At 65.6% G+C, this 26,532-nt stretch carries 20 protein-coding genes; 9 read left to right on the forward strand and 11 right to left on the reverse strand.

All coding sequences use genetic code 11. From position 1 onward, the window contains the following. The first annotated feature begins 138 nt into the window (after positions 1-138). The gene (gene pta, locus M3I53_RS12745; RefSeq protein WP_254316275.1) at positions 139-1,179 is read left to right on the forward strand and encodes a phosphate acetyltransferase; all 1,041 of its coding nucleotides are present in this window, start codon (positions 139-141) and stop codon (positions 1,177-1,179) included. After that, complete coding sequence (locus M3I53_RS12750; protein WP_254316276.1) at positions 1,176-1,937, forward strand: sulfite exporter TauE/SafE family protein; 762 nt, start codon at positions 1,176-1,178, stop codon at positions 1,935-1,937. The genes pta and M3I53_RS12750 overlap by 4 nt, the downstream gene beginning before the upstream one ends. A 60-nt stretch (positions 1,938-1,997) precedes the next feature. On the opposite strand, the gene M3I53_RS12755 is transcribed toward M3I53_RS12750, so the two are convergent. The 4 genes from M3I53_RS12755 to M3I53_RS12770 all read right to left on the reverse strand — a co-directional run bounded on the left by M3I53_RS12755 (position 1,998) and on the right by M3I53_RS12770 (position 8,288). Continuing rightward, positions 1,998-3,725 (reverse strand): cobalt chelatase, encoded by a 1,728-nt coding sequence (locus tag M3I53_RS12755; RefSeq protein WP_254316277.1) that lies wholly within the window; start codon positions 3,723-3,725, stop codon positions 1,998-2,000. Then, entirely contained in the window at positions 3,722-4,723 is a 1,002-nt protein-coding gene (locus M3I53_RS12760; RefSeq protein ID WP_375542514.1) for an AAA family ATPase, read from the reverse strand. Before M3I53_RS12760 ends, M3I53_RS12755 begins: the two co-directional genes overlap by 4 nt. A 41-nt stretch (positions 4,724-4,764) precedes the next feature. Beyond that, the gene (locus M3I53_RS12765) at positions 4,765-6,234 is read right to left on the reverse strand and encodes an amino acid permease (protein WP_254316278.1); all 1,470 of its coding nucleotides are present in this window, start codon (positions 6,232-6,234) and stop codon (positions 4,765-4,767) included. Positions 6,235-6,872: 638 nt separating this feature from the next. Beyond that, the gene (locus M3I53_RS12770; RefSeq protein ID WP_254316279.1) at positions 6,873-8,288 is read right to left on the reverse strand and encodes an FAD-binding oxidoreductase; all 1,416 of its coding nucleotides are present in this window, start codon (positions 8,286-8,288) and stop codon (positions 6,873-6,875) included. Positions 8,289-8,622: 334 nt separating this feature from the next. Between M3I53_RS12770 and M3I53_RS12775 the strand changes: the two genes are divergently transcribed. The 4 genes from M3I53_RS12775 (at position 8,623) to M3I53_RS12790 (ending at position 13,830) form a co-directional block, all read left to right on the forward strand. Next, positions 8,623-9,486, forward strand: a complete 864-nt coding sequence (locus tag M3I53_RS12775) for an IclR family transcriptional regulator (protein ID WP_254316280.1) — start codon at positions 8,623-8,625, stop codon at positions 9,484-9,486. Positions 9,487-9,683: 197 nt separating this feature from the next. After that, the gene (locus M3I53_RS12780; RefSeq protein ID WP_254316281.1) at positions 9,684-11,321 is read left to right on the forward strand and encodes a GMC family oxidoreductase; all 1,638 of its coding nucleotides are present in this window, start codon (positions 9,684-9,686) and stop codon (positions 11,319-11,321) included. Between the two features lie 139 nt (positions 11,322-11,460). Further along, complete coding sequence (locus tag M3I53_RS12785; protein ID WP_254316282.1) at positions 11,461-12,780, forward strand: MFS transporter; 1,320 nt, start codon at positions 11,461-11,463, stop codon at positions 12,778-12,780. 132 nt (positions 12,781-12,912) lie between these two features. After that, positions 12,913-13,830: an NAD(P)-dependent oxidoreductase gene (locus tag M3I53_RS12790; protein ID WP_375542515.1), complete on the forward strand. Its 918-nt coding sequence runs from the start codon at positions 12,913-12,915 to the stop codon at positions 13,828-13,830. A gap of 99 nt (positions 13,831-13,929) precedes the next feature. On the opposite strand, the gene M3I53_RS12795 is transcribed toward M3I53_RS12790, so the two are convergent. The 3 genes from M3I53_RS12795 to M3I53_RS12805 form a co-directional block, all read right to left on the reverse strand. Then, on the reverse strand, positions 13,930-15,312 hold the full coding sequence (locus M3I53_RS12795; RefSeq protein WP_254316285.1) for an MFS transporter: 1,383 nt from the start codon (positions 15,310-15,312) through the stop codon (positions 13,930-13,932). Between the two features lie 75 nt (positions 15,313-15,387). Beyond that, positions 15,388-17,049, reverse strand: coding sequence for an AMP-binding protein (locus M3I53_RS12800; protein ID WP_254316286.1), 1,662 nt, complete (start codon positions 17,047-17,049; stop codon positions 15,388-15,390). Continuing rightward, complete coding sequence (locus tag M3I53_RS12805) at positions 17,046-18,500, reverse strand: aldehyde dehydrogenase family protein (protein WP_254316287.1); 1,455 nt, start codon at positions 18,498-18,500, stop codon at positions 17,046-17,048. The genes M3I53_RS12800 and M3I53_RS12805 overlap by 4 nt, the downstream gene beginning before the upstream one ends. Positions 18,501-18,717: 217 nt before the next feature. Between M3I53_RS12805 and M3I53_RS12810 the strand changes: the two genes are divergently transcribed. Continuing rightward, positions 18,718-19,482, forward strand: a complete 765-nt coding sequence (locus M3I53_RS12810; protein WP_254316288.1) for an IclR family transcriptional regulator — start codon at positions 18,718-18,720, stop codon at positions 19,480-19,482. 20 nt (positions 19,483-19,502) lie between these two features. Here the strand turns inward: M3I53_RS12810 and M3I53_RS12815 are convergent, their stop codons facing one another. From M3I53_RS12815 to M3I53_RS12830, 4 genes are all read right to left on the reverse strand, one after another. Continuing rightward, positions 19,503-20,456, reverse strand: a complete 954-nt coding sequence (locus M3I53_RS12815; RefSeq protein WP_254316289.1) for a DmsC/YnfH family molybdoenzyme membrane anchor subunit — start codon at positions 20,454-20,456, stop codon at positions 19,503-19,505. 52 nt (positions 20,457-20,508) lie between these two features. Next, the gene (locus M3I53_RS12820; protein ID WP_254316290.1) at positions 20,509-21,243 is read right to left on the reverse strand and encodes a 4Fe-4S dicluster domain-containing protein; all 735 of its coding nucleotides are present in this window, start codon (positions 21,241-21,243) and stop codon (positions 20,509-20,511) included. Positions 21,244-21,258: 15 nt separating this feature from the next. Next, complete coding sequence (locus tag M3I53_RS12825) at positions 21,259-24,201, reverse strand: molybdopterin oxidoreductase family protein (protein WP_254316291.1); 2,943 nt, start codon at positions 24,199-24,201, stop codon at positions 21,259-21,261. A gap of 207 nt (positions 24,202-24,408) precedes the next feature. Then, the gene (locus tag M3I53_RS12830; protein ID WP_254316292.1) at positions 24,409-24,798 is read right to left on the reverse strand and encodes an NUDIX hydrolase; all 390 of its coding nucleotides are present in this window, start codon (positions 24,796-24,798) and stop codon (positions 24,409-24,411) included. Positions 24,799-25,029: 231 nt separating this feature from the next. Here M3I53_RS12830 and M3I53_RS12835 point away from each other — a divergent pair, with 231 nt between their 5' ends. Together M3I53_RS12835 and M3I53_RS12840 are read left to right on the forward strand one after the other, a co-directional pair. Then, complete coding sequence (locus tag M3I53_RS12835; protein ID WP_254316293.1) at positions 25,030-25,458, forward strand: antitoxin Xre/MbcA/ParS toxin-binding domain-containing protein; 429 nt, start codon at positions 25,030-25,032, stop codon at positions 25,456-25,458. After that, positions 25,458-25,949 carry an RES family NAD+ phosphorylase gene (locus M3I53_RS12840; RefSeq protein ID WP_254316294.1) on the forward strand — a complete coding sequence of 164 codons (492 nt, stop codon included), beginning with the start codon at positions 25,458-25,460 and terminating at the stop codon, positions 25,947-25,949. Before M3I53_RS12835 ends, M3I53_RS12840 begins: the two co-directional genes overlap by 1 nt. The last annotated feature ends 583 nt before the right edge of the window (positions 25,950-26,532 follow it).

Genomic DNA, 26,532 nt, shown 5'->3' on the forward strand with positions numbered 1-26,532 from the left:
ACGTTGCAGGCAGGTGCGCGCGGGCTGCCTCCGATCGCCGGCCGCAGGCGGGGCACCCGCTTGTGGCCGGTTTTCGTCTGGAGACGCCAGCTGCTGGCGTGCGTCCGTCCGTTTATGCGTCCATGAGCCCATGACACCATGAAAGCCCTGAACCGTATCGTCGAAAGCGCCCGCCTCGCGCCCATGCGCATCGTGCTGTGCGAAGCCGATGACCCACGCGTGCTCACCGCCGCGGCGAGGGCGCACCAGGAGGGCATCGCGCGCATCATGCTCCTCGGCGACCCGGGCGCGATCCGCGCGGCCGCCGCGCGCGAGTCGGTCGATCTCGGCGAGATCACGCTGATCGATCCGCAAAAAAGCCCATGGCGCACGGCCTTCGCCGACGAACTGGTCGCGCTGCGCAGTGCCAAGGGCATGACGCCCGCGCTCGCGTGGGAGGACGCCGCAAAGCCGCTCGTCTTTGCCAACCTGATGGTGCGTCTCGGCTACGCGGACGGTTCGGTGGCAGGCGCCGTTCACACGAGCGCCGACGTGGTGCGTACGGCCATCCAGCTGATCGGTGTCGAGCCGTCGTTCAAGCTTGTGTCGAGCTTCTTCCTGATGATGCTGTGCGAGCCGTTTCATCGCTACAAAGGCGGCCTGATCTTCTCCGACTGCGCGCTCGTAGTGGACCCCGACGCCGCGCAGCTCGCCGAGATCGCCATGGCCGCCGCCGACAGCGCGCGCAGCCTGCTGATGGAAGAGCCGCGCGTCGCGATGCTGTCGTTCTCGACGAGCGGCAGCGCCCACCATGCGAGCGTGGACAAAGTAATCGAGGCGACACGGCGCGTGCACGAGCAGCGCCCCGCCCTCTGCGTGGACGGCGACGTGCAGCTCGACGCGGCGCTCGTGGCGGAGATCGCCGAGCGCAAGATCGAGCATTCGCAGTGCGGCGGCCACGCGAACGTGCTCGTCTTTCCGAATCTCGATGCGGGCAATATCGGCTACAAGCTCGCCGAGCGTCTTGGCGGCGCGAAGGCCATCGGCCCGCTGATGCAGGGCCTGAACCGGCCCGCCAACGATCTTTCGCGCGGCTGTTGCCCCGAGGATATCTATTACGTGATCGCTACCACGGCGGTCCAGGCGCAGACGGCCCGCCAACGCGACGTCACTCACTCGAAGGAACCCCACGCAGCATGACGCATGAGAAGGTCCTGGTGCTCATCGCCGTGATCGGCGCAGCCAGTTATTTTCAGACGATCACAGGCTTCGGCCTCAGCATGATCGTGATGGGCGCCACGAGCGGCTTCAGCCTCGCGCCGCTCGCAAGCATCGCCACCCTGTTGAGCCTCGTTACGCTCGCGAACAGCGCGGCGGCGCTGCCCGGCAAGCTCCACCATATCGACTGGCGGGCCGTGGGCGCAGCGACGCTCGGTGTGCTGCCTTCGGTCGTGGTGGGCGTGATGGTGCTCGACTACCTGAGTGCCTCGGCCTCCGGCATGCTGCAATTGCTGCTCGGCGCCGTCGTGCTGTATGGCGGTTTGAGCGCCGCGCTGCGTCCCGTTCCGCTCGCACAACGCTCGGGGAACCGCAGCTTTTTCGTGAGCGGCGTATTCGGCGGCCTCCTGAGCGGCATGTTCGGCGTGTCCGGGCCGCCGCTCATCTTCCAGTTCTATCGCCAGCCGCTCAAGCTGATCGAGATTCGTTGCGCGTTGATCCTGCTCTTTACGGTCACGTCGCTTGTGCGCGTGATGTTCAGCGCCTGGGAGGGCGAGCTTCCCGCTTCGATCTGCATCGAGGCCGCACTCGCCGCGCCGGTCGTGATGCTGATGACGCTCGCGGCGCGCCACTACCCGCCGCCGCTGTCTTCCATCGCGATGCGCAGGCTGGCGTTCGGCGTGCTGATGATCATCGGCGCTTCGCTCGTGCTATGTGCGATGAAGGAACTGTTGGTTTGATGTCGGCTGCGGATGGCCCGCGCAGGAATCGACACCTGTGCACAGGGCGCCTCCATCCCGCTAACGCGGCGCACCGATCCATTGCGCGAGAGCGATCAGCCGCTTCATGTCCAGAGGCTCAGCGGAGTCGAGCGCAACGCAATGCCGGTAGTACGGACTGAGGTCCAGTCCGACGCCCAGCCCAATCACGTCGACGTCGCGCATTGCTTCGTGGCGTGCGACCACCTCCTTCAGGTGATTGTCGAGATAGAAGGCGTCGTTCGTCTGCGCCGTGGCCGTGTCCATGGGGCTGCCGTCCGAGATCGCAACGACAATGCGCCGCGCCTCGGCGCGGCTCGCGAGCCGCGCGCACGCCCATTCGACGGCCTCCCCGTCCACGCCCTCGCGAAAGAGGTCCGCCTTGAGCAGCGCGGCGATGGCCGGGCGAGCGCGCCGCCAGCTCTCGTCGGCGGACTTGAACACCATGTGGCAGGTCTCGTTCAGGCGCCCCGGATGCGATGACCGCCCGCCCGCGAGCCAGTCCGCGCGCGCACGGCCGCCGTTCCAGGCGAGCGTCGTGAAGCCGAGCACCTCGGTCGCAATTCCCGCCCGCTCGCATGCGCGCGCGAGCAGGTCGACCATCATCGCGACGGGTTCGATATGCGCCTTCATCGACCCCGAGCAATCGATCAGGAAGCCCACCACGCAATCGCTGCGCGGCTCGAATCGCTCGCGCCTGAACACGCGCCGCTCGGCGGGCGAACTGACGACCTGCGCGAGGCGTCTGCCGTCGATGCGGCCGTCCTCTTCGCCGAAGATCCAGCCATCGCGCTGCGGCACCGCAATCGCCCTCTGCAGCGCGCGCGCCAGGCGCGCGACGTTGATGCCGCACGCGGCAATACGCTCGTCGAGCCGCTCCCGATACTCGCGCAGCAGCGCTTCGCGCACCCGCGTGGCGGGCCGGATCTCGCGGTCGTACTGCGTCGTGTATGCGCGATAGCCGTTCGCCGCCTCGGCCAGCACGCGGCTCACGCCGGTCGGCGCGAGCGCGGGAAGCTCGACGCTCGTTTCGTCGAAGTCGACCCACAGCGAGAACGACGTCAATGCGTCGTCGGCTGCGCGCGCTTCCTCCGCGTCGTCCCCTGCATGTGCCGCGCGCGCATCGTCGAGCATCGTCGCGACGCGGCGCGCCACCTCGCGGGCATGCGCCGCATAGGCGCGTTGATCTGCGCGAGTCGCGCGCAGCCCGGCAAGCTGGCCGCCGATCTCCGGCACGATGCCGGCGCGCGTCGCTTCGATCAGATCCTCGGTTTCGTCGAGCACGGGCCAGCCGCTCACGCGCGACCAGACGATCTGCGCCACCGTATAGAGCAGGATGCCGAGATGGCCTTCGGTCAAGCCCGCCCGGCAATACGCGCGCGACCACGATTCGAAGCGATGCCGCAGGTTGTGCGCGAGTCCCGGCATGCCGGGCGGCAATTGCGCCTCGCAGCGCACCTGCTCGAACAGCTCGAACAGCAGGCGCTCGAGCGGCGCCTCGGGAGCCAGCAGCCGCTGCAACGCCGCGTCGGAATGGAGAAGCCGCTGCGCGGCGGCGTCGGCGGCGCCACGCAGCGAGGCGAATTCGTCCTCGTAGACGTTGCAGCGCAGATGCGGCGCATGCAGCGGCAGGGGCCGTGACTGGCGGCAAAGCCGGCCGCCGCGATAATGCAGCGCGGCGTCGCCGGTGAGCGCGCGCACGGCGGCCGCGCATAGCGACTCGCGCCGCAGCGCGGTGCGCACGGCCTCGGGCGTCGGCGTGGCGCTCACGCGCGCGGCTCCCGCGGTTCGCCGCCCTCCGCGCTAGACGCTGGGTCCAGCTCTACGCCAAAGCAGCGCTGGTAATACTCGGCGACGATCGGCCGCTCCGCCTCGTCGCATTTGTTCAGGAACGTGAGCCGGAACGCCAGCGCGGGATCGCGGAAAATCTGGCAGTTCTCGGCCCAGTCGATCACGGTGCGCGGCGACATCAGCGTGGAAAGATCGCCGGTCGCGAAACCTTTGCGCGTCATCGCCGCCATGCTGATCATCGAATCGACGAGTTGCCGGCCCGCGTCGTCGGTCATCTCCGGCACGCGGGCGAGCACGATGCCGGCCTCCTCCTCGCGCGGCAGGTAGTTGAGCGTGGCGACCACGTTCCAGCGGTCCATTTGCGCGTGGTTCAGCATTTGCGTGCCGTGATACAGGCCGTTGAGATTGCCGAGGCCGATCGTATTGGTGGTCGCGAAGAGGCGGAAGTAGGCGTGCGGGCGGATCACGCTATTCTGGTCGAGCAGCGTGAAGCTGCCGTCGCGCTCGAGGATGCGCTGGATCACGAACATCACGTCGGGGCGGCCCGCATCGTATTCGTCGAAGATCAGCGCGACCGGACGCTGCAGCGCCCACGGCACGATGCCCTCCTGGAACTCCGTGACCTGGCGGCCGTCGCGCACCACGATGGCGTCCTTGCCGACGAGATCGAGCCGGCTGATATGGCCGTCGAGATTCACGCGCACGCAGGGCCAGTTCAGGCGCGCGGCGACCTGTTCGATATGCGTGGACTTGCCCGTGCCGTGGAGCCCCTGCACCATCACGCGCCGGTTGCGCGTAAAGCCGGCGAGTATCGCGAGCGTGACTTCGGGGTTGAAGCGATAGGCCTCATCGACGTCCGGCACGTGGGCGTCGCGCTCGCCTCCGAAGGCCGGCACCATGAGATTCGAATCGAAGCCGAAGCGTTCGCGCACCGACACCAGGCGGTGCGGGCCCTCCATCGCGCGTTCCGTGGTCATGGCGTTCTCCTTGTCGCGTTCATGACTGCATGCAGACTGCTTCATTTGCCGTAGCGGCCCGCGCCCGATTCAGTTGCGGCGGGCGGCCACGTCGCGAAGGACGGCGCGTAGTCGCGGGCACGCTCCCGGATGCGCGCGCGGCGCTGCAGCCATGCATAGGTGAGGAGCAGCACGGCGAGGCTCGCCACGCCGAGCCAGAGCGGCTTGCGCTGCTCGGGGATGAACGCCATCGCGACGAGAATGCCCACCATGCCGGCAATCGCCACCCACGTGAGGTAGGGGAAGCACCACATCTTCACGCGCAGCTCGCCAACGGCCGCCGGATCGAGGCGCTTGCGCAGGCGCAGTTGCGACAGCGCGATCAGCAGATAGACGAAGATCGCGACCGTGCCATACGAGTTGACGAGGAACGCGAACACCGCGTCCGGCGACACGCACGACATCACGACTGACACATAGCCGAACACGGTGCCGAGCAGGATCGCGCGCACCGGTACGCCGCGGCGGTTGACCTTTGCGAGCGCCGCGGGTGCGTCGCCGTGGCGGGTCAGCGCGAACAGCATGCGCGAGGCCGCATACAGCCCCGAGTTGAGCGCCGAAAGCACGGCGGTCAGCACGATCGCGTTCATGATGTTGGCGGCGGCAGGCAAGCCCATCACCTGGAGCGCGCTCACATAGGGTGTCGACATGGCCGGCGAATTCCACGGCACGAGCGCGACCACGAGCAGCACGGAACCGACGTAGAACACGAGCACGCGCGTGATGACGGAGTTCGTGGCATTCGCGACGGCCTTGGCGGGCTCGCGCGCCTCGGCTGCCGCGATCGTGACGATTTCCGCGCCGAAGTAAAAGCCCGTTGCCGCGACCGCGCCGCTCAACACCGGCCCGATGCCCTTCGGCATGAGGCCGCCGTGACCTAGCAGCGTCGGCAATACGGCGGTCGTATGCAACGACGATGGCCACAATCCAAGGACATAGAGGCCGCCGAGAAAGAGGAAAACGATGATCGCCGCTACCTTGATCGAGGAGAACCAGAATTCGAATTCGCCGTAGCTGCCGACCGAAATCAGGTTCGTTGCGCTCAGGAGCACGAGCAATACGAGGCTGATGAGCCAGGCGGGCGCGTCGGGTAGCCAGAACTGGACGAGCTTGGCGCCTGCCACTGCCTCGACGGCGACGACGATCACCCAGAAGTACCAGTACATCCAGCCGGTGAGGAAGCCGGCCAGCTTGCCTGGTCCGCGCCAGGTGGCGAAGGCGAGACGTGCATATTCGTAGAACGAACCGACTGCGGGCATCGCGCACGCCATTTCGCCGAGCATGCGCATGACTAGCACGACGAGGCCGCCGGTGATGAGGAATGAGAGCACGGCGGCTGGGCCGGTTTGCTGGATTACGACGCCGCTGCCGACAAAGAGGCCGGCGCCGATTACGCCGCCGAGGGCGATCATTGTCATGTGGCGCTGCTTGAGGCCACACTTCAGTTCCTGGTTTTCCTTCGGGGGTTGCATGTCACCTCCACAGATATCGGATTCGGTTTTCGGGGCGCCTTTTTGGGTGGCGTTTTTTTTGTTTGTTTTGGGTTTTGTGGGTTTTCTTGTGTTCGCGTCGGTCTGCATGCGTTGCCCCTGTGCGGGGCGGCACCTACTTTCTTTGCGGCGGCAAAGAAAGTAGGCAAAGAAAGCCGCTCAAACCGCTAGTGCCTGCCACAGTTCACATCTCGCCATAAATGGTGAATGGCTCCGGAGCGTCTGTCGCCTCGCACCTTCAATGTCAGTGACAAGGCGCTCATTCATCCCGCTGCTCGCTTCGCGCGCTGCGGTTGGGTCTGCAAGGGAAACCGGGGGGCATGAATGTGCATTCGCGAAAACTCGTGCCTCGTTGGTGTTTGGTTATGCCCTTCGGCGCGCGTAGCGCCGCCGGAAGGATGAGCGCCTTGTCACTCCGTTTGGGGGCGAGAGGTGACAGACGCTCCGGAGCCATTCACCATGTACGTCGAGATGTGAACTGTGGCAGGCGCTGGCGGTTTGAGCGGCTTTCTTTGCCTACTTTCTTTGCCGCCGCAAAGAAAGTAGGTGCCGCCCCGCACAGGGGCAACGCATGCATACCGACGCGAAAACAAGAAAACCCAAAGCCCAAAACCCAAACCTCAAGTCTTCTCATCCCGCCTGAAATACTGCAAATAAAGCATCCTCTGCCCGATCCGCCGGAAGGGCGCAAACGGATGCCCAGGCAACGGCGTAGTAAAAATCGGCAACGTAAGCTGTCCACCCTTACCCGCGATACGCTCAGCAAGCCGCCTCCCCGCCTGCTGCGAATAAGACACGCCGTTACCCCCATAGCCAAGTGCATAAAACACCGATTGCCGCGGATCGGGCTGACAAACCCGAGGCATCATGTCGTGGCTCACATCCACCCACCCCCACCACGAATAATCGATCTGCACGCCGCGCAGCGCCGGAAACTTGCGCGCCATACCCTCCTTGAGCAGATCGAGATGCCGCGGATTAGGCGCATCCTCACCGGTAATCGCGCTGCGGCTGCCAATCTGCAACCGCCCATCGGGCAGGAACCGATAGTAAATGCGCAACGTGCGCGTATCCGTGAGCACCTGAGTCGTGCGAAAGCCGCAAGCGGCGATCTCCGCTTCGGTAAGCGGCCGGGTGACCATCGAATTAGAGAGAATCGGCATGACCTTGCTGCGCAGCGTGGGATGCAGCGTCTGCGCTGTGTACGCGCCGGTCGCAATGCCAACCGCGCGCGCCCGCACCACGCCGCCCGGCGTGCGCAAGTGATGCGCACCGTTGATGGTCTCCCATCCCATCACCGGGCTGCTCGTGTGGACCTTCGCGCCAGCAGCACGGGCGAGGCGCAGATAACCGAACGCGAGCTTCAGCGCGTGGATGCCGATCCCTTCGGGCTCGTGCAGCGCGCCGGCCGCCTCGTGGTCGTCGACGAATTCGCGGCGAAACGTCTGCGCGCTCAACAGCTCAGACGGGTAGCCGAATACGTCCTTCCAGACCTTCGCCTCGGCGGCGAGCTTCGCCATGATGCGCGGCCGGTGGGCGATCAGGAAGTGACCGCCCGGCTGCGGATCGCAATCGATCTCGGCAACGAGTTCCTTGAAGTGATCGAAGCCCTGCTGGATCTCGTCGTGCATTTTCAGGGCGACCTCCTTGCCCCAACGCTCGATCCATTGCGAGCGCGAGAGGCGGCCCGAGGCGTTCTGCCCCTGTCCGCCATTGCGGCTGCTGCAGCCCCAGCTCGTGCGGTTCGCCTCCAGCACCACGGCCTTGATGCCATGCTCGCGCGCAAGGCAGAGCGCCGTGGCGAGCCCGGTGTAGCCCGCGCCGATGATCGCGACATCCACGTCGAGATCTTTTGTGACGGGGCCGTCGTCGGGCGGCGGGCTGCCCGCCGTCGCGACCCAGTAGGTCGGCGCGTAATCCTTCCCGATTCCAGGCCCCGGCGAGACGAGCGGATCGTACCTGGGGTCGTACTTCGTGGAGCCGCAATCGCTCGCGGCAAAGCCGGCGGCGGCGGAATCGACTGTGCTGTATCCCATGATCAATGCTCCACCGGCTTCGTGAAGACGCTTGCACGCTCCGCCGCGAGAGCGGTTCCTGCCGACTGCCTGTTCGTCATGCCTGTCTCCTTGCAAAGCTGTCGTCGTTCTTTGGCGCTCTGTTGGGAAAAATTCTAGGCAGACCAGACTGGCGCAGGTAGAGCCAGTGGAGCGGTATCGCCTGGTACAGCGGCCCGGTACAGCGCGCAAAACATTTGCATGACATATCGGGGTAATCCGCTACGTAGCTCCGCGAACTTTGCGCTCATACTGAAAACAGCCCGGATACTCGAACAATTCGTTTCATTTCCACTGCCCCTTCAGGAGGAAGCCGATGCGCGAGACAGCGCGAGAGACGACGCAAACCCCGACGCAAAACAGGGCGCAAGGCAACGCCCTCGCGCTGCGCGAAGAATCGTCTGGAGACGACGCTCGGGTGCTGCGCGCGCTCGTCGTGCTGGAGCAACTGGCGTCCGCCGGCCAGCCCTACACGCTTTCGCAGTTGTCCGCCCGGCTGCATATTCCCAAGGCAACGCTGCTGCGGCTCATCGATTCGCTGGAAGCGCGCGGCTACGTGATCCACATGCCCGACTCGCGCGGCCACGACCGCAGCATCGCGCTGGGCCCGCACGCGGCGCAACTCGCGCTCGCCACGCTCGCCAACAACACCTTCACGCGCTCGTGCCGCGTGCTGCTGCGCACCCTCGTGGAAGCGCTTGGCGAAACCTGCAATCTCACCGCGCTCGACGGCGACCGCGTGCTCTATATCGAGCGCGTCGAGACGACGGAACCGCTACGCATGGAGATGCGTCCGGGCATGCACGTTCCGCTGCACTGCACCGCGAGCGGCAAGCTCTTTCTCTCGCAGATGACCGTACTTGAGCGCAACGCGCTGCTCGAACGCCTCGTGTTGACAAAGATGACGCACCGCACTCTGACCGCCCCCAAGGCGCTCGCCGCCGAGCTTGAACAGCTCGCGGTGCGCGGCATCGGCATCGATAACGAAGAGTTCGTGCGCGGCATGGTGGCGATCGCGGTGCCGGTGCGCGACCCCGCCAGCAAACGCGTGCTCGCCGCGCTCGCCGTGCATGCCCCGACCGCGCGCGCGAGCCTCGAGGAACTGCTGGAGTCGGTGGGCCGCATGAAGCAGACGGCGACTAGACTCGCGCCGCTGCTCCAGGGGCTCTCGCTCGCCTGAGCGGGCGCCGGCGCGTCGCCGCTTCGGCGGCAAAACGGGCGCGCTGCGCCGTGGACTTCTGATTCCGTTTCGGCAGTTTCCGTTCCACTTTCGACCCATGCGCACGATCGCCGCTTGCGGTCGGCATCCCCTTCCCCGACATTGATCCGAAAACGCGGCGCGTCATGCCGCTCCAGGAATTCGAGGAGACGGGATTCATGGATCACGAGGTCGACTACCTGATCGTCGGCGCCGGATCGGCCGGTTGCGTGCTCGCCCACCGGCTCAGTGCCGACGCGCGCAACGCCGTGCTGCTGCTCGAAGCGGGTGGCGAGGACAACAATCCGTGGATTCATGTCCCGGTCGGGTACTTCAAGACCATGCACAACCCCACGCTCGACTGGTGCTACCGCACAGAGCCGGACGAAGGCGTGGCCGGCCGGCAGATCGACTGGCCGCGTGGCAAGGTGCTCGGCGGATCCAGCTCGCTAAACGGCCTGCTCTACGTGCGCGGGCAGCGTGAGGACTACGATCGCTGGGCGGCGCTCGGCAATCGCGGCTGGAGTTACGTCGAAGTTCTCCCATATTTCAGGAAGTCCGAGGACCAGGAGCGCGGCGCGAACGCCTGGCACGGTGTAGGCGGACCGCTGAAGGTCTCCGACCTGCGCTTGCGCCGGCCCATTGCCGATCACTTTATCGCCGCCGCGCAGGAAATCGGCATCCCGCTCAATGAGGACTACAACGGCGAGGTCCAGGAAGGAGTCGGCTACTTTCAGCAGACGGCCTATAACGGCTTTCGCTGGAGCACCGCGAAGGGCTTTCTCAAACCCGCTCGCAAACGCAGCAATCTGATCGTGGAAACGCGGGCGCAGGCGTGCCGAATCCTGTTCGAAGGGCGCCGCGCGGTCGGCGTGGAGTATCTGCAGGACGGTGCGAAGAAGACTGCGCGGGCGCGCGTCGAGGTCATTCTCGCTTCGGGCGCGATCGGCTCGCCGCAAATTCTTCAGCACTCCGGAGTTGGGCCGGCGCACGTGTTGCGCAACGCCGGCGTTGCCGTGCTGCACGACTTGCCGGGCGTCGGCCAGAACCTGCAGGACCATCTTCAGGTGCGGCTCGTGTTCCGCACGCGCGAACGCACGCTCAACGACGAGGTCAACCATCCGTTGCGCAAGGCGTGGATCGGCTTGCAATACGCGCTCTGGCGCACCGGGCCGCTCACGCTGGCGGCCAGCCAGGTGGCGATCTTCACGCGATCCAACCCCGCGGTCGAGCGCCCCGACATTCAGTTCCACATGCAGCCACTGAGCGCAGACAAGCCCGGCCAGGGCGCGCATCCCTTCTCGGCGTTCACGGCGTCCGTCTGCCAGTTGCGGCCCCATAGCCGCGGCAGCGTGGAAATTCGCGGCTCCGACCCGCTCCAGTATCCGGCCATTCGCGCCAACTATCTGTCCGATCCGCGCGACCATCCCGTCGTGATCGGCGGCATTCGCGTGGCGCGCCGCATTGCCGCCGCGCCGGCGCTTGCGCCGCATATCGTGTCCGAGTTCGTGCCCGGCGAGCGCTATCAGAGCGATGCCGAACTGCTGGATGCGGCGCGCCAGTTCAGCCAGTCCATCTATCACCCCGCGGGCACCTGCAAGATGGGCCGCGACGCGACCGCGGTCGTCGACGAACGCCTGCGCGTGCATGGCCTCGCCGCGCTGCGCGTCGTCGATGCGTCGATCATGCCCGAGCTTGTTTCCGGCAACACCAACGCCCCCGTGATCATGATCGCGGAGAAAGCCGCCGACATGATTCTCGAGGACCACGCGAGCCTCACCGAGCCGCAACGGGAGCATGCCGAGGCCCACCCCTGACGGCACCACACGGAGTGGCTCAAGCGAGTAGTCCACGCAGCACCGAAACGACACGCAGTGAATAAAGGATACCTGACGAAAAAATCCGGATTTTCAAGGAACCGCACCGCACCAGGTGCGCCCCAAAAAGGAGACAGCCATGAACGCATTGCCCCGCACCGACGCCCGGCAGATGAGGCGCGTGGTCGTCGCGAGCCTGATCGGCGCGACCATCGAGTGGTACGACTTCTTCCTCTACGGCGTAGTCGCCGGCATCGTCTTCAACAAGCTTTATTTTCCGAGCGGCGATCCGCTCATCTCGACGATGCTCGCCTACGGCACCTTCGCGGTGGGCTTCCTGAGCCGTCCGCTCGGCGGCATCGTGTTCGGTCACTTCGGCGACCGGCTTGGCCGCAAAAGCATGCTGATCATGACGCTCTCGATCATGGGCGTCGCCACCGTGTTGATCGGCACCGTGCCGACCTATGCGCAGATTGGCCTGTGGGCGCCCGCGCTGCTGCTCGTCCTGCGTGTTGCACAGGGCTTGGGCCTTGGCGGCGAATGGGGCGGCGCCGTGCTGATGTCGTTCGAATACGCGCCCGAAGGCAAGCGCGGCCTCTATGCGAGCATTCCGCAGATCGGTCTCGCGATCGGGCTCTGCCTCGCGTCGGGCGTGGTCGCCCTGCTTTCGTCCGTGCTCAGCAATGCGCAGTTTCTCGCGTGGGGCTGGCGCGTGGCGTTCTTCCTTTCCTTCGCGCTCGTGGCGATCGGCATGTATATCCGCCTGCGTGTGCTGGAAACACCGGAGTTCGAACGCGTGAAGCAACAGGGCGCCGAAGTCCGCGTGCCGATCGCCGAGGTGCTCAGCCGCTATCCCGGCAACGTGCTCGCCGGCATGGGCGCACGCTTCATCGATGGTGTGTTCTTCAACGTCTTCGCCGTTTTCACGATCGCCTATCTCACGCAGACGCTCAAGCTCTCGCGCACCGACGCCCTGCTCGCCGTGATGGCCGCCGCTTTCACGATGATCTTCACGATTCCGTTTTTCGGGCGACTTTCAGACCGCATCGGCAGAACCCGCATCTACTTCTGGGGCTCGCTCTTCACGGGCTTGTCGTCGTTCTTCGGCTTCTGGCTCATGAAGCACAGCGGCGGCTCGCCGGTGTTCGTGTGGATCGCCGTGATCATTCCGCTAGGCGTCGTATACGCTTCCGTGTACGGGCCCGAGGCGGCGCTCTTCGCGGAGCTGTTCGACGCCAACGTGCGCTACTCCGGCATCTCCTTCGTCTATCAGTTCTCCGGCATTTTCGCGAGCGGCATCAGCCCGATCATCGCGACCTGGCTCTTGCAACGCAACGGCGGCGATCCGTGGCTCATCTGCCTCTACACGATGTTCGCGGGTCTCGTGAGCGCGCTCTCGGCCGCCTGGGTGGGCCGTCGCCATCACACGCGGCATCTTGCCATCAGCGGGGTGCGGTGAAGAGGGGCCATATCCTTGAGTCCAGGTTGAGTCCAGGCCGGCGCTGCCTCGTGCCGACGCCGCCCAGGCGCCGCGCCGATAGCTGAGATAATGAAAGCGCCCCAGCCTCAAACCCCACCCCAAGGAGCCACTGTGAGCCAATCCGCATCCTCGTCCGCCCCCAATCCAGTGCGCCGTGTCGCGTTCCTGGGCCTCGGCGTGATGGGCCATCCCATGGCCGGTCATCTCGCCAAGGCCGGGCTCGACGTCACGGTCTACAACCGCACCGCCGCAAAGGCCGCGCAATGGGTCGCCGAATACGGCGGCCGGGCGGCCGCCACGCCGCGCGAAGCGGCCCAGGGCGCCGATCTGGTGCTCGCCTGCGTCGGCAACGACGACGACCTGCGCAGCATCACGCTCGGCGCGGACGGCGCCTTCGCCGGCATGGCGCGCGACGCCGTGTTTGCCGACCACACGACCGCCTCCGCCAACGTGGCGCGCGAGCTTTCTGAGAAAGCCGCCGAACATGGCCTGCATTTCATCGACGCGCCCGTGTCGGGCGGCCAGGCGGGCGCCCAGAACGGCAAGCTCACGATCATGTGCGGCGGCGAAGCCGCAGCCTTCGAGCGCGCGAAGCCCACGCTCGCCCACTACGGGGCGGCCGTGACGCTGGTGGGCGCGGCGGGCGCCGGCCAGCTCGCCAAGATGGTCAACCAGATCTGTATCGCGGGCCTCGTGCAGGGGCTGTCCGAGGCGATCAACTTCGGCGAGCGCGCCGGGCTCGACATGGCGCTCGTGCTCGACGTGATCGGCAAGGGCGCCGCCGCGAGCTGGCAGATGGAAAACCGCGGCCAGACCATGATGGCCAACAAGTTCGACTTCGGCTTTGCCGTGGACTGGATGCGCAAGGACCTCGGCTTCTGCCTCGACGAAGCGAAGCGCAACGGCGCGGCGCTGCCGGTCACGGCGCTCGTCGACCAGTTCTACGGCGACGTGCAGCGCCTGGGCGGCAGCCGCTTCGACACGTCGAGCCTCATCTGGCGCCTGCGCAAGCTCGACGGCGGCGCATAAGGCGTACGTGGGCGGCGGCTCCCGCAAGGCACCGGAAGCTCCCGGAAGCCTTCAGGGCCGCCGCAAATGCAATGCCTCACGCCTCGCGCCCTGCGAGGCTCAGCGCCACCAGCGCAGCGGGCGCCGCAGCGTGTGCCGTTCGAGCTGCACCGTCGGCATGCTGTCGAGGAACGCGAAGGCCCCCGCCTCTCCCGGACCCATGCGCCGCTCGCGTTCCTCGTCGGCCTCGACTGTGCGTGAGGTATCGATGAAGAGCGCCGCGACGATGCCCAGCGCCAGCAATCCGGCCGAGATCATGAACGGCACGTTGTAGCTGCCGGTGTGCTGGATCAGGTAGCCGAACACGACCGGCGACACCATCCCCGCAATGCCGAAGCCCGTGTTCATCATGCCGCCCGCCGTACCCGCGTACTTGCCGGCGATATCGAGCGGCAGCGTCCACAGCACCGGATTCGTGATCTCCAGGAAGAAGAACGAAGCGGAGAGGTAGAGCACCGCGACTATCGGGTTCGCGACAGACACCATCGGCAGCAGAAAAATGAGCGAGCCGCCCATACCGGTCACGAGCACTGCGCAGCGCGCAAAGCGCAGCCGGCCGGTCCACTTGTAGATCCGGTCGGAGACCACGCCGCCGAGCGTGTCGCCCACCACGCCGGCGAGCAGGGGCAGCGCGGTGAAGAGCGCGAGCTGCTTGAGGTCGAAGCCGCGCGACTCCTTCAGATACGACGGCAGCCACGTGAGATAGACCCACAACAGCCAGCCATAGCAGAAGTCGACGAACGTGACGAGCCACATGCGCCGCACGAGCTTGCGCCACGGTGTCGCCGCGCGCTTCGCGCGATCGCAGTCGCCCTTGCAGTAGCCGATCTCGGCGGTCTCTTCGGGCGTGACGCGGCGGTTCTGTTCCGGCGAGTTCGTGAACACGAAGAGATAGAGCACCGTCCACATGAGGCTCGCGATGCCGAGCAGGATGAACGCGTCGCGCCAGCCGCCTGTCACGACCACCGCGAGCACGAGCGGCGGCGTGACCGCGCCGCCCAGGCGCGCGAAGCTGTGCGTGATGCCCTGCGCGAAGCCGCGTTCGCCCACCGGCATCCAGTACGTGAAAGCGCGTGTGGCCGTGGGGAACGCCCCGCCCTCGCCCACGCCGAGCGCGAAGCGCAGCCCCACCAGCATCGCGACGCTGCCGGCAAAGCCCGTGGCGAGCGTCGCCGCGCCCCAGATCAACGAAAGCACGGTGAGCACGATCTTCGGACCGAACTTGTCCGAAAGCCAGCCGCCGATGATCTGCATGACGGCATAGGGATAGGCGAATGCGGAAAATACCAGGCCGAGCTGCACCGCGCTCAGGCCCATTTCGTGGCGGATCAACGGCCCCGCGACTGCGATGTTCACGCGGTCGATGTACGAAATAAAGTACATCAGACACATGACCGCGAGAATGATATGGCGCGTCTTGACGCGCTGCGCGTGCTGCTTCATGTCGTCGTCTCCTGAGTCTCTCTTTTGTGTCGCCGGGTCGGATGCGCGCGTGGGCGCGCGAGGCGCAGTCGTGTATCAGCCCGAGGGCGTCACTAGCTTCAGCCGTTGGACCTTGCCCGAGGGGCCGCGCGGCAGTTCGCTTACGAAGCGGATCTCTTTCGGCGTTTTGTAGCGGCCCAGTTCGCGCAGGCAGTGCTCGCGCAGGGCGTCCGGGTCGGGCGCGCCTTGCCAGTGAGCCTCGCGCGCCACCACGAACGCGACGATCTCCTGCCCATAGGCGGGATCGGGCACGCCGACGGCCGCCGCGTCGAGCACGCCCGGATGGCGCAGCAGCGCCTCATCGATCTCACGCGGCGCGATGTTCTCGCCGCCCTTGATGATCAGTTCCTTCGAGCGGCCGTTGATATAGAAGTAGCCCTCGTCGTCGCGATAGCCGAGGTCGCCGGTGCGCAGCCAGCCGTCGGCGGTGAACGCTTTCGCCGTGTCCTCGCCGCGCTTGTAGTAGCCGCGCATGAGCTGGGCGCCGCGCAATACGATTTCGCCGCACTCGTTCGGTCCGCATTCACGGCCGTCACGATCGATCACGCGCGCTTCGCCGCCCGATGGCAGGCCGATGCTGCCAATGCGGCGCCGCGCTGCATCGTACGGATTGCTAAAGACGGGCGCGGCGGTCTCGGTCATCCCCATCGTTTCAATGACGCCGATGCCGAAGCGCGCCTCGAATGCGCGATGATGGTCGGCGGGCAGCGCGGCAGACGCGCTGCGGCAGAACTTGAGTGCGGACAGGTCGAGCCCGCGCGGATCGTCGCCGTTGAGGAGATAGGCGACGATGGTCGGCACCACGTTGACCCACGTGCAGCCGTAGCTGGCGGCGTCGCGCCAGAACGTGCGCCCGGAGAAGCGCGGCGTCAGCACGACCGAGCCCGCGTGCCACAGCGGCGCGAGCAAGGTCACGACGAGCCCGTTGATGTGATAGAGCGGCAGCGATGCCAGCACGCGGTCGTCGTCGGCCAGCCGGTGCTCGAGGCTGATGTTGCGCGCGTTCGCATGGAGGCTTGCGTGGCTGAGCAGCACGCCCTTGGGCGCGCCGGTCGTGCCCGAGGTGTACATCAGGAGAGCGATGTCGTCACCATCGGGCCCGGACTGGGCTTCCACGGGCGGTGATTCCACGACCGGGAGGCCCGCGAGGCTGGCCGCGGGCACGGCGCTCGCCGCATCGGCGGCCGCGGTTTCGAGAGCGGGGAGCACCGGCAACGCGACGGCATCCGGCTCCGTGCGCACGAGAGCGATATTGCGCGGCATGCCCTGCTCGCGCAGCGCGGCGAGCGCCGCTGCGAGGGCACCGCTGGTCTGCGCGCTCGCGAAGATCATCCGCGTATCCGAATGCTCGACGATATAGGCGAGCTGCGACGCCTGACAAAGCAGGTTGAGCGGATGCGCGATCAGTCCGCTGTACATCGCGCCGAGCAGCAGCGTGGCAGTCTGGATGCCGTTGCCCATCAGCACGGAAACGACGTCGCCCGGCTTGAGGCCGGCGTCGCGAAAGCGGCTCTCGAGCGCGCGGCAACGCTCGAGCAGTTCGCCGAAGGTCAGCGTCGCGCCTGCCGGGGCGCTCTCAGCGGCTGACCCCGCGTCTTCCGTGGCGCCTTCGTCGGGCGCAGCCAGCAGGAAGGGCTTGTCCGGATACTGTGCGGCGCGTGCTTCGATCAGCGCGCGGATCGTGGCGGGCGCGCTCATTGGCCGAACCTCCGGAAATAGTCGCCGAGCAAGGTGTCGAGTTCGGGAACGCGCTCCGTGATCGGGTACGCCACGCGCGTGATGTTCAGGTACTGGCGAAAGCCGAGATTGTCCGAAAAGTTGTTGCGCCCCCAGGTCCCGCAACCCATCGAGAGCGAGAAGGGCAGGCCGTTGTCGAAGTTGCCGCCCGTCGCGAAGCAATGCGCCTGGTTGACGATCACGCGCGCCACCGGCAGCGTCGAACCCAGCGTCACCGCTTCATCGGGATCGTCGGTATGCAGGCCGACCGAGTGACCCGCTCCCATATACGCGTAGAGGCTGCGCACGATATCCGCCGCGGCGCCGAAATCGCGCGCGCGGTAGACCGTGAGCACGGGCGCGAGCTTTTCGCCGGAAAACGGATGAGTCGCGCCGAAGCCGCTCTCCTCGACCATCAGGAACGCGCTTGCGCGCGCTGCCGCGTCGGCCACCTCGTCGAGGCCCGCGGCGCGCGCGATCTGCGCCGCGGATTTTGCGGTGCAACGCGACGAGAGCTTGCCGTCGGTCCACATCGCCGCCTGCAATTGCGCCTTCTGTTGGGCGTCGAGCAGCACGCCGCCACATGCGGCGAGTTCATGCAGCATCGCGTCGTAGACCGCCTCGTCGATCACGACGCTGTTCTCGGACGAACAGCTCGTCGCGTTGTCGAAGGTCTTCGACGCGGCGATTTTGTGCGCCGCATCGCGAAGGTTCGCCGTGCGTGTGACGATCGAAGCCACGTTGCCGGCTCCCACGCCGAAGGCCGGCGTGCCGCTGGCGTAGGCCATGCGCACGTTGGCCTGCGAGCCCGTTGCGACCACGAGGTCGGCTTCGCGCATCAGCGCGGCGGTGGCGGTCTTGTCCACCGGTGCGGGCAGCATCTGCACGAGCGCCGGATCCAGCCCCGCCTTGGCGAACTGCGCATGGATGAAGCCGATGAGCGCCTCGCACGCGCCGTAGCCCTTCGGCGAAGGCGCGACGATCACCGCATTGCCGCATTTGAGCGCGTTGATGATCTTGTTGGCGGGCGTCGCGGCCGGATTGGTGGAGGGCGTGATCGCCGCGACCACCCCGACCGCGCGCGCGATTTCGACGATGCCCGTGGCCTCGTCACGCGCAATCACGCCGCAGGTCTTTTTCCCATGCAGATCGCGCAGCAACCCGAGCGTCTTGCGGTAGTTCTTGCGGAACTTGTCGTCGGCGTTCCCGAGCCCGGTATCGCGCACCGCCCGCTCGGCTAGCTCGCGGTTTCGGCCGGGCTCCATGATCGCCCACGCGGCCGCCGCCGCAGCGGTATCCAGGCTTGCCTGCCCGGCGAACTCGAATGCTTGCTGCGCCGCACGGGCACGCGCCACGAGCGCGGCGATCTGCGGCGCGGACGCTTCGGGTTTGCCCGCACCGGCGGCGTTGGCGACGGTCTCTCTCACATTCATCGGCGCGCTCCGATCAAATAATTGGCTGTACTGCCAATCTATTCATCGGCGCGTGAATGCGAGTCCCGATTCCCGCGCAATCACAGACACACGGCTATGGAGCCGCGGAATACGCGATTTTCGGGACTTTCACCAGTCCCGAAAATCGCACCGGACGATGCACAATAACGGGAAAGCTAGCGTCGACCGCACAAGGCAACCGACGCAGGAGACAAGCGTGTCCACCTCGAACCAATCGAATGCGGCGGCCGTGCGCGCGTTCCGCGTGCTGGAAACGCTAGCCCAGGCGGGCCATCCTTTGGCGATGACGGATCTCGTGGATGCGCTCGGCTTGCCCAAGCAGACGGTGCACCGCATCCTGGCCCAGCTCACCGACGCGTGGCTCGTCACACGCGGCGCCAACGACAAGCTCTACGAGTGTTCGGCGCGCGTGAGAATGATGGCGGTGAACGTGCTGATGCATGCCGGGCCGGCGGCGGCGCGGCACCTGCTGCTCGAGCAGCTCGTCGAAAAGATCGGCGAGACCTGCAATCTCACCATGCTCGCCGGCAACGACGTGGTCTATGTCGACCGTGTGGAGACCGAATGGCCGCTGCGTATGCATCTTCAGCCGGGCTCGCACGTGCCGCTGCACTGCTCGGCAAGCGGCAAGCTGCTGCTGAGCTTTTTGCCCAAGGAGCGGCGCGACCGCATGATTGATACGCTGCCGCTGCGCGCTCATTCGGAGCAAACGATCACCGACCGCGAAGCGCTGCGCAAGGAGCTGGCGGTGACACGTCGCCGACAGCTCGCGATCAATAATCAGGAGCATTTACAGGGCTTGATTGCGATCGCCGTGCCCGTGATGCTGGACCGCAACCGTGCGTGCGCGGCAATCGCCGTCCAGGCGCCGGTCGGGCGCGTCGCGCTCGACGACCTGCTCGCCTTCGTACCCGATCTGAGGCATGCCGCAACCGAAACCGCGAAGACGTTCCGCGAGTAAAGGGACGTGGAGCGCGCGAATTACGAACGCTGATAGTAGAGATTCTGCGGATGCCGCGCTTCAGCAAAGAAAAACCAGCGCTCCGCCACCAGGCCCGCGTACTGGATCACGGCCGCCACGCAAAACACCGCGAACGATAGCCCAACGGATCGAATGCCGCCTCCAATCGCCACGAGGCAGAAAGGAGCGAGGAACGCCGCGATCAGGAACGTCCACTTGATGCGTCTGAGCGCGCGGGGTGTCTTGCCGTGAAAGAACTCGCGCAGATTGAAAGCGCCCGCCGTAAATCCCCGCGACTTCTGCTCGACGCGTTCCGCGCGAATGCCGGTCGCGCTTTGCACAGTCGATTTCGGGCGCAAGCGCGCGTTGCGGACCAGCGAGGCCGTGCGCGACGCGCAACCCGCCAGCGTCAACACGCATGCGCAGACGGCGAGCGCCACCGCCATGGCCGGTGCGAATCTCGCGGCGCACGCGGTTGCGAGCGTGAAGCCGGAGGCGCAGCCGAGCAATACGAAATTGACCAGCGTAAGCGGCGTCGCCCATTCCTGCAGAAAGCGCAGGCACGCGTAGATCATCGCGGTGCACACGAACAGCAGCAGGCTCGCGACGACAGCCACGCCCCCGATTGCCAGGGAATACGACGCCCCTAGAAGGTGCGCGAGGCCATAAGCGAACGTGCAGGCCAGAAACGCGGGAAGACACAGGCATTCGCGCGACAGCCACGAGGTGCGCCACATCGCAATGGCCCGCCATGCCCGCTCGGGATGGCCGAGATGGAAGAACGACGCAACGAGCCCCAATGCGCCCAGCGCGCACGAAAGCGCTGCACCGACGACATAGAACATCGCCGGAACCGCCGCCACGTCGCCGAAGCCGAGCCGTTGCGCCAGCTCCACGCCGACGAGGGCGATCAGCAAGCCTTGGCCCGCGCCGCTCAGCGTGGTGAGAAACACCACTGAAAATGCCGGATTCATACCGTTCTCCACTCTTCGATTCGGGGCGCGCTATTCAAGCGCGCAGGCGTGCTCATACGCGCGTAGCGATCGACGCGAGATTGAGCGCGCCGTGTTCGGCCTGCGCTTCCAGCGTATCGGCCTCACCCGCGCCCGATGTCTTGCAGGAACAGGAGCCGCTGCCACAGGACGTCACCGGTTGACGCGGCAAATAGTGATTCGACGGCCGGGTTCCCCACTCGGGCATCAGCTGATAGGCGCCCCGTTCGCGAATCGCCTTCGACACGACCGACTCCGGATCGTGAATGTCGCCAAAGAGGCGTGCCGAGGTCGGGCACGCCAGCACGCACGCGGGCTTGCGGTCGCGCTCCGGCAGCGCCTCGTTGTAGATGCGGTCGGAGCACAGCGTGCACTTGGTCATTTCCTTGCGCGCTTCGTCGATTTCGCGCGCGCCATAGGGGCAGGCCCACGCGCAGTACTTGCAGCCGATGCAGCGGTCGTAGTCGACCAGCACGAGGCCGTCTTCCTTGCGCTTGTAGCTTGCCCCGGTCGGACAGACCGGCACGCACGGCGGGTCCTCGCAGTGCAGGCAGGACTTGGGGAAATGAATGGTGTCGGCAAGCGGAAACTCGCCGGCTTCGAACGTCTGCACCCGGTTGAAGAACGTGCCCGATGGATCGGCGTCATACGGGCGAAAGTCGGCGAGACTGCCCGCCTCGCCCGACGTGTTCCATTCCTTGCAGCTCGTCACGCACGCGTGGCAGCCCACGCAGACGTTCAGATCGATCACGAGCGCCATCTGTGTCATAGCATGCTCCCCGTTTCACTTGCGTTGCGCGGCTTTCACAAGACGCGCGGCAAACTCGCCGCGCCCGGCGAAATACGTCTGCACGACGCGATGGATGATGCCCCCTGCCCCCGCCCCTGCGCCGACGGAGCCGGGCAGCGCGGGCATGGCGGCGAACTGCGGCAGAGTGTGGTCGGCGTGAGCCTCCGCCGGGTAGATGCGCACGCGCACGTCGTACCACGCGGCTTGCCCCGTGATCGGATCGGAGTTCGAGGTGCGCGTGTGATCGGCGCGCTTGACGGGAATCTCGTCGGCGATCAGGTGGTTCAGCAGGAAGCCGCGCTGTGACTCGTTGGCGTCGGGTCCGAGATTCCACGCGCCCGCCGACTTGCCGATGGCGTTCCACGTCCAGACCGTGCCCGGCTCGACCGCTTCGCTGTAGCGCGCGAGGCACCGCACTTTGCCCCATTGGGATTCCACGTATATCCAGCCGCCGTCCTCGATGCCCTGTGCCGCCGCGGTGCGCGGATTCATGTATAGATAGTTCTCGCCATGAATCTGCCGCAGCCAGGCGTTCTGCGAGTCCCACGAGTGGTACATCGCCATGGGACGCTGCGTGACGGCCGCGAGCGGATACTGCGCGTGATCGGTCGTATCGTGTTCGAGCGGCTGATGCCAGAACGGCAGCGGGTCGAAGTACTGTTCGATGCGCGCGCGCAAATGCTCGGGCGGCTGCCGGCCCTTGGTCTTGCCCTGCGCGGCGAGCCGGAACTTCTGCATCACGTCCGAGTAGAGTGCGATGACGATCGGCTCGTTGAACTTGCGAAAACCCTTTTCGACGGCGAAGTCCAGGTACGGCCCGTTGCAGTTGCGCATGTATTGCAGCGACTCGGGCAGCGTGTAGTGGTAGACGCAGTTGTGCTTCGCGTACTCTTCCCACTGCCGCGGGTTCGGTTCGCCGACCAGCGCCTTGTCGCCCTCCTTGCCGCGCCAGCCGATCAGGAAGCCCACGCCCGAGCCCGGCGCCGTCTGGTGATTGATGATGAAGTCCGGATAGTCGCGGTATTTGCGCGTGCCTTCGGGCGTCGTGAACGCGGGCAGCTTCAGGCGGCTTGCCAGCTCGACCAGTACTTCCTGGAACGGCTTGCATTCGCCCGTCGGCGGGACGACGGGCACGCGCACGGAGTCCACCGGACCGTCGAACTCGGAAATGGGCCGGTCGAGCATCGACATCGCGTCGTGGCGTTCGAGGTAGGTCGTGTCGGGCAGAATCAGGTCGGCGAAGGCCGTCATCTCCGACTGGAACGCATCGCACACCACGATGAACGGAATCTTGTACTCGCCGTTCTCGTGCTTGTCCGCGAGCATCTTGCGGACTTCCATCGTGTTCATCGACGAATTCCACGCCATGTTGGCCATGAAGATCAACAGCGTATCGATGCGATACGGGTCGCCCCGCCACGCGTTCGTAATGACGCTATGCATCAAACCATGCACGGCGAGCGGGTACTCCCACGAAAACGCCTTGTCGATGCGCACGGGCTCGCCCTTGGCGTCGATAAACAGATCTTCGGGCGCGGCGGGCCAGCCCAGCGGACCGTTCGCGAGCGGCGTGTTCGGCTTCACGTCGTCGGGGCTGTTGGGCGGCTTCGCCGAGGGCGGCACGGCGCGCGGATACGGCGACTTGTGCCGGAAACCGCCGGGCCGGTCGATGGTGCCGAGCAACGACATCAGCACGGCGAGCCCGCGTATCGACTGAAAGCCGTTCGAATGAGCGGCGAGCCCGCGCATGGCGTGAAAGGCAATGGGCGCGCCCGTCACGGATTCGTGCGTCTCGCCCCAGGCGTCGGTCCACTGAATCGGCAGCGTGACCTTCTGATCGCGCGCGACATCGGCCATTTCCTGGGCCAGCCGGCGGATCGTGGCTGCGGAAATGCCGGTGATCTGCGCCGCCCACTCCGGCGTGCAGTCGGCAACCTGCTCACGCAGCAACTCGAACGACGGCGCGACGGGCGTGCCGTCTGCGAGCGTATAGCGCCCTTCAAGCGCGGGGCGCACGCCCGGCGCGTGATGCGGCACTTCGCGCTGGCTCGCGGCGTCCCACCACAGATGGTTCTGCGGAAAGAGCGGATTGCGCGGTTCAACTGCCGGGTCCTGCACGAACAGGCCGTACGTATCGCTGTCGGCGCGCATATCGAGCAGTTCGCCGGCATTCGTATAGCGCTCGACGAACTCGCGGTCGTACGCATTCCGTTCGATCAGCTCACGCATGAGCGCCATGAACAGCGCGCCATCCGTGCCGGGACGGATCGGCACCCATTCATCGGCGATTGCCGCGTAGCCCGTGCGGATCGGATTGATGGCGACGAAGCGGCCGCCCGCGCGCTTGAACTTCGAAATCGCAATCTTCAGCGGATTCGAATGATGGTCCTCCGCCGTGCCGATCATGAAAAACAGCCTCGCGCGGTCGAGGTCCGGTCCACCGAACTCCCAGAACGAGCCGCCCATCGTATAGATCATGCCGGCCGCCATGTTCGCCGAGCAGAAGCCGCCGTGCGCCGCATAGTTTGGGGTGCCGAACTGTTTGGCGAACAAGCCTGTGAGCGCCTGCATCTGGTCGCGGCCCGTGAAGAGTGCGAATTGCCTCGGGTCGGTCGCGCGCAAATGCGCGAGGCGCTTTTCCAGCATGTCGAACGCGGCTTCCCAGGAGATGGGCTCGAACTGAGCGGTGCCGCGCAAGGCGTCCGGCTTGCGCAGCAGAGGCTGCGTGAGGCGCGCCGGCGAATACTGCTTCATGATGCCCGACGAGCCTTTTGCGCAGATCACACCCTGATTAAGCGGATGGTCGGGGTTGCCATCGATATAACGAACCTCGCCGTCGCGAAGATGCACGCGTATGCCACAGCGGCACGCGCACATGTAGCATGTCGTGGTCTTGACCTCGAGCTTCTCATTCTGCGTGCGGGGCTGATGTTCCATCGCTCCTCCAGATGCGCTTGCGGTGCAGCTGCACAAACTCTGTGCCGACAATGAATATCGTATAAATGAGCGGCAAATAGAAAAACTCGCAATTTGCGATCTCATTCATCGGCCCGCCCGATAGTTGCCGGCGGTGCGCCTGATTGACGTCTGGATTCGCAGCTGGACGGGGCTGGGGGAGACGAGGCCGCGCTGCGGCACAACGCGTTACGCGCGGACGAGCATGGCTTGCTCCGCTGCGTGACCGAACAGGAGACTAACGATTTCCCGTGTCGGCACGCTGGTAATCAGCGTGGATACCTTCCGGGGACGAAACCATCGGCACCTGAGAATCTCGTTGCTCGGCGCCGGCCTCGCGTCGTCGCCCAGCACGGAGAAAAAGACGTGGTGCCGCTTGTTGAGCCCGCCGAACTGGAACAGATATGTGAGCTCGCAGCCCTCGAGCGTCGTTTCTTCGTTGAGTTCACGCGCAGCAGCGTCCGCCGGCGACTCTGCACGCCGGATCGTGCCGCCCGGCAGCGACCATCTCGACCGTCCCCGTTCAACGAGGAGAATCCGTCCTCGCTGCCAGCACACCACTGTTGCTCGTTCTTTCATGCTTCGTATGAGTCCGCTCGTGCCTGCCCATGTGCGCCCCGCGCAACCAGCGAGCCTGCAGTCAGGGCGCCGACAGCTCTCCCCGGTACGCAGCGGTCGTCAGCGCATGTCGTTGTGTGGGGCGGCAGCGGGCTTGAGCTTGCTGCGATGGAAACCGGATAATCGCCCTCCGTTGCGACAAGCTCAAATGAGCTATAATGGAGGCTCATTTGATTTACGACGGGAGCACGCATGCAACTCGTTTCCCCCGAGAAGATCGCTGCAGTCATGGGACTCAGTCCGGTACCCCATTCGATCGCCGAACTCGAGGCGCAGGTCGCAGAAGGCCTGCCCAAATCCGCCTTGCGTAACGGCGTCGAACAGGTCGCCCTGACCGCGGAGGCGAGGCGCGCGCTGCAGGCACGCATTGTCCCCGAGGCAACCTACAAGCGCCGTCGCGACAGGCTGACACCTGATGAATCGGAGAAGACAGAGCGCCTCGCGCGGGTCTATGCGAGCGCGGCCTACGTCTGGGACGATCCGGCGGACGCACGCACCTTTCTTGCCACGCCCCACCCGCTGCTGGAGGGGCGCGTGCCCCTTGAGGTTGCCCTGACCGAGCTGGGTGCGCGGCGCGTGGAAGAACTCCTCTGGAAGCTCTTCTACGGGCTACCGGCCTGATGAGGATTTTCCGCATTGCCGACAGGCGGCATCCGCTGTGGAGCGGCACGGGCGCCATGCTCGTTGGCGGTCGCTTCAACAGCCCCGGCCGTCCAGTGATCTACGGCGCGCTCACGTTCGCGGGAGCCATGCTCGAGGTACTTGTGCACGCACGGATCGGCAAAGTCCCGAAGACACACGTCTGGGTCGAGGCGCAGGTTCCTGATGATCTTGCCGTCGAAAGGCACTCCCCCGGCACACTGCCTGCCGGATGGGACGGGCCATCCACTGAAATCGCGCGTGAATTCGGCAACCGCTGGCTGGAGGAATGCCGCTCCGCGGTCCTGATCGTGCCTTCGGTAGTCGCACGGGCCGAGTCAAACGCGCTGGTAAATCCCGCCCATCCGGACGCCACGCGAATCGTCGTATCCGAAGCGCAGCCGGTCGTATGGGATGAACGCCTGTTCGTACTACCAACGATAACCGGTCATGGAGAACCGGAACACCACTGAAAGCGCTGGAACCGGGCAGAGACGACCCAGTGAACACGTCGAAGCTTTACCAGACAGAGTGGAACTGGCCGTTATTCCTTGCGTGACGCAATCCGGGAAGATCCTGCGCGACCTCTCTCGGCCTGTCAGTTTCAGCAGTCAAGTTTTCACTGCGAGTCAGCCCGCACGCCACCACATCGGGCAGAAGTCGGCCATTACCTGCCGACGTCAGCTCGATAGATCCCGATGCTTTAGCCGTTCGAAAGCATTCATTTTTTTCGGATAACTCATCGAAGCCGTCCGATTACCCGCAAAACCACGCATGGACAAATTCCAGGGATTTGCCCGATAGAACATTCCCCAGCGCGTTTGTTCCATTGACGCTACATATCGGCCCTCATAGAGTCGCAACCGTAATGACTTTCACGGTGTTTCTCATGTCTTTGCTCCGTTCTCATTTAATCGCTCGCGTTCAACGCGAATGATTCGCGCGCGGTCTGCGCGCCATTCGCTGCCCGATTTCCGCTGATATGTATTAGTCACCGTCGATGCGTGTTCCGGCACGCGTCGCGGCTGCGCGCCCGCGCGCAACGCAAATGGCGGC

It is taken from the genome of Paraburkholderia sp. CNPSo 3272 (genome assembly GCF_024206495.1).
Taxonomy (GTDB): domain Bacteria; phylum Pseudomonadota; class Gammaproteobacteria; order Burkholderiales; family Burkholderiaceae; genus Paraburkholderia.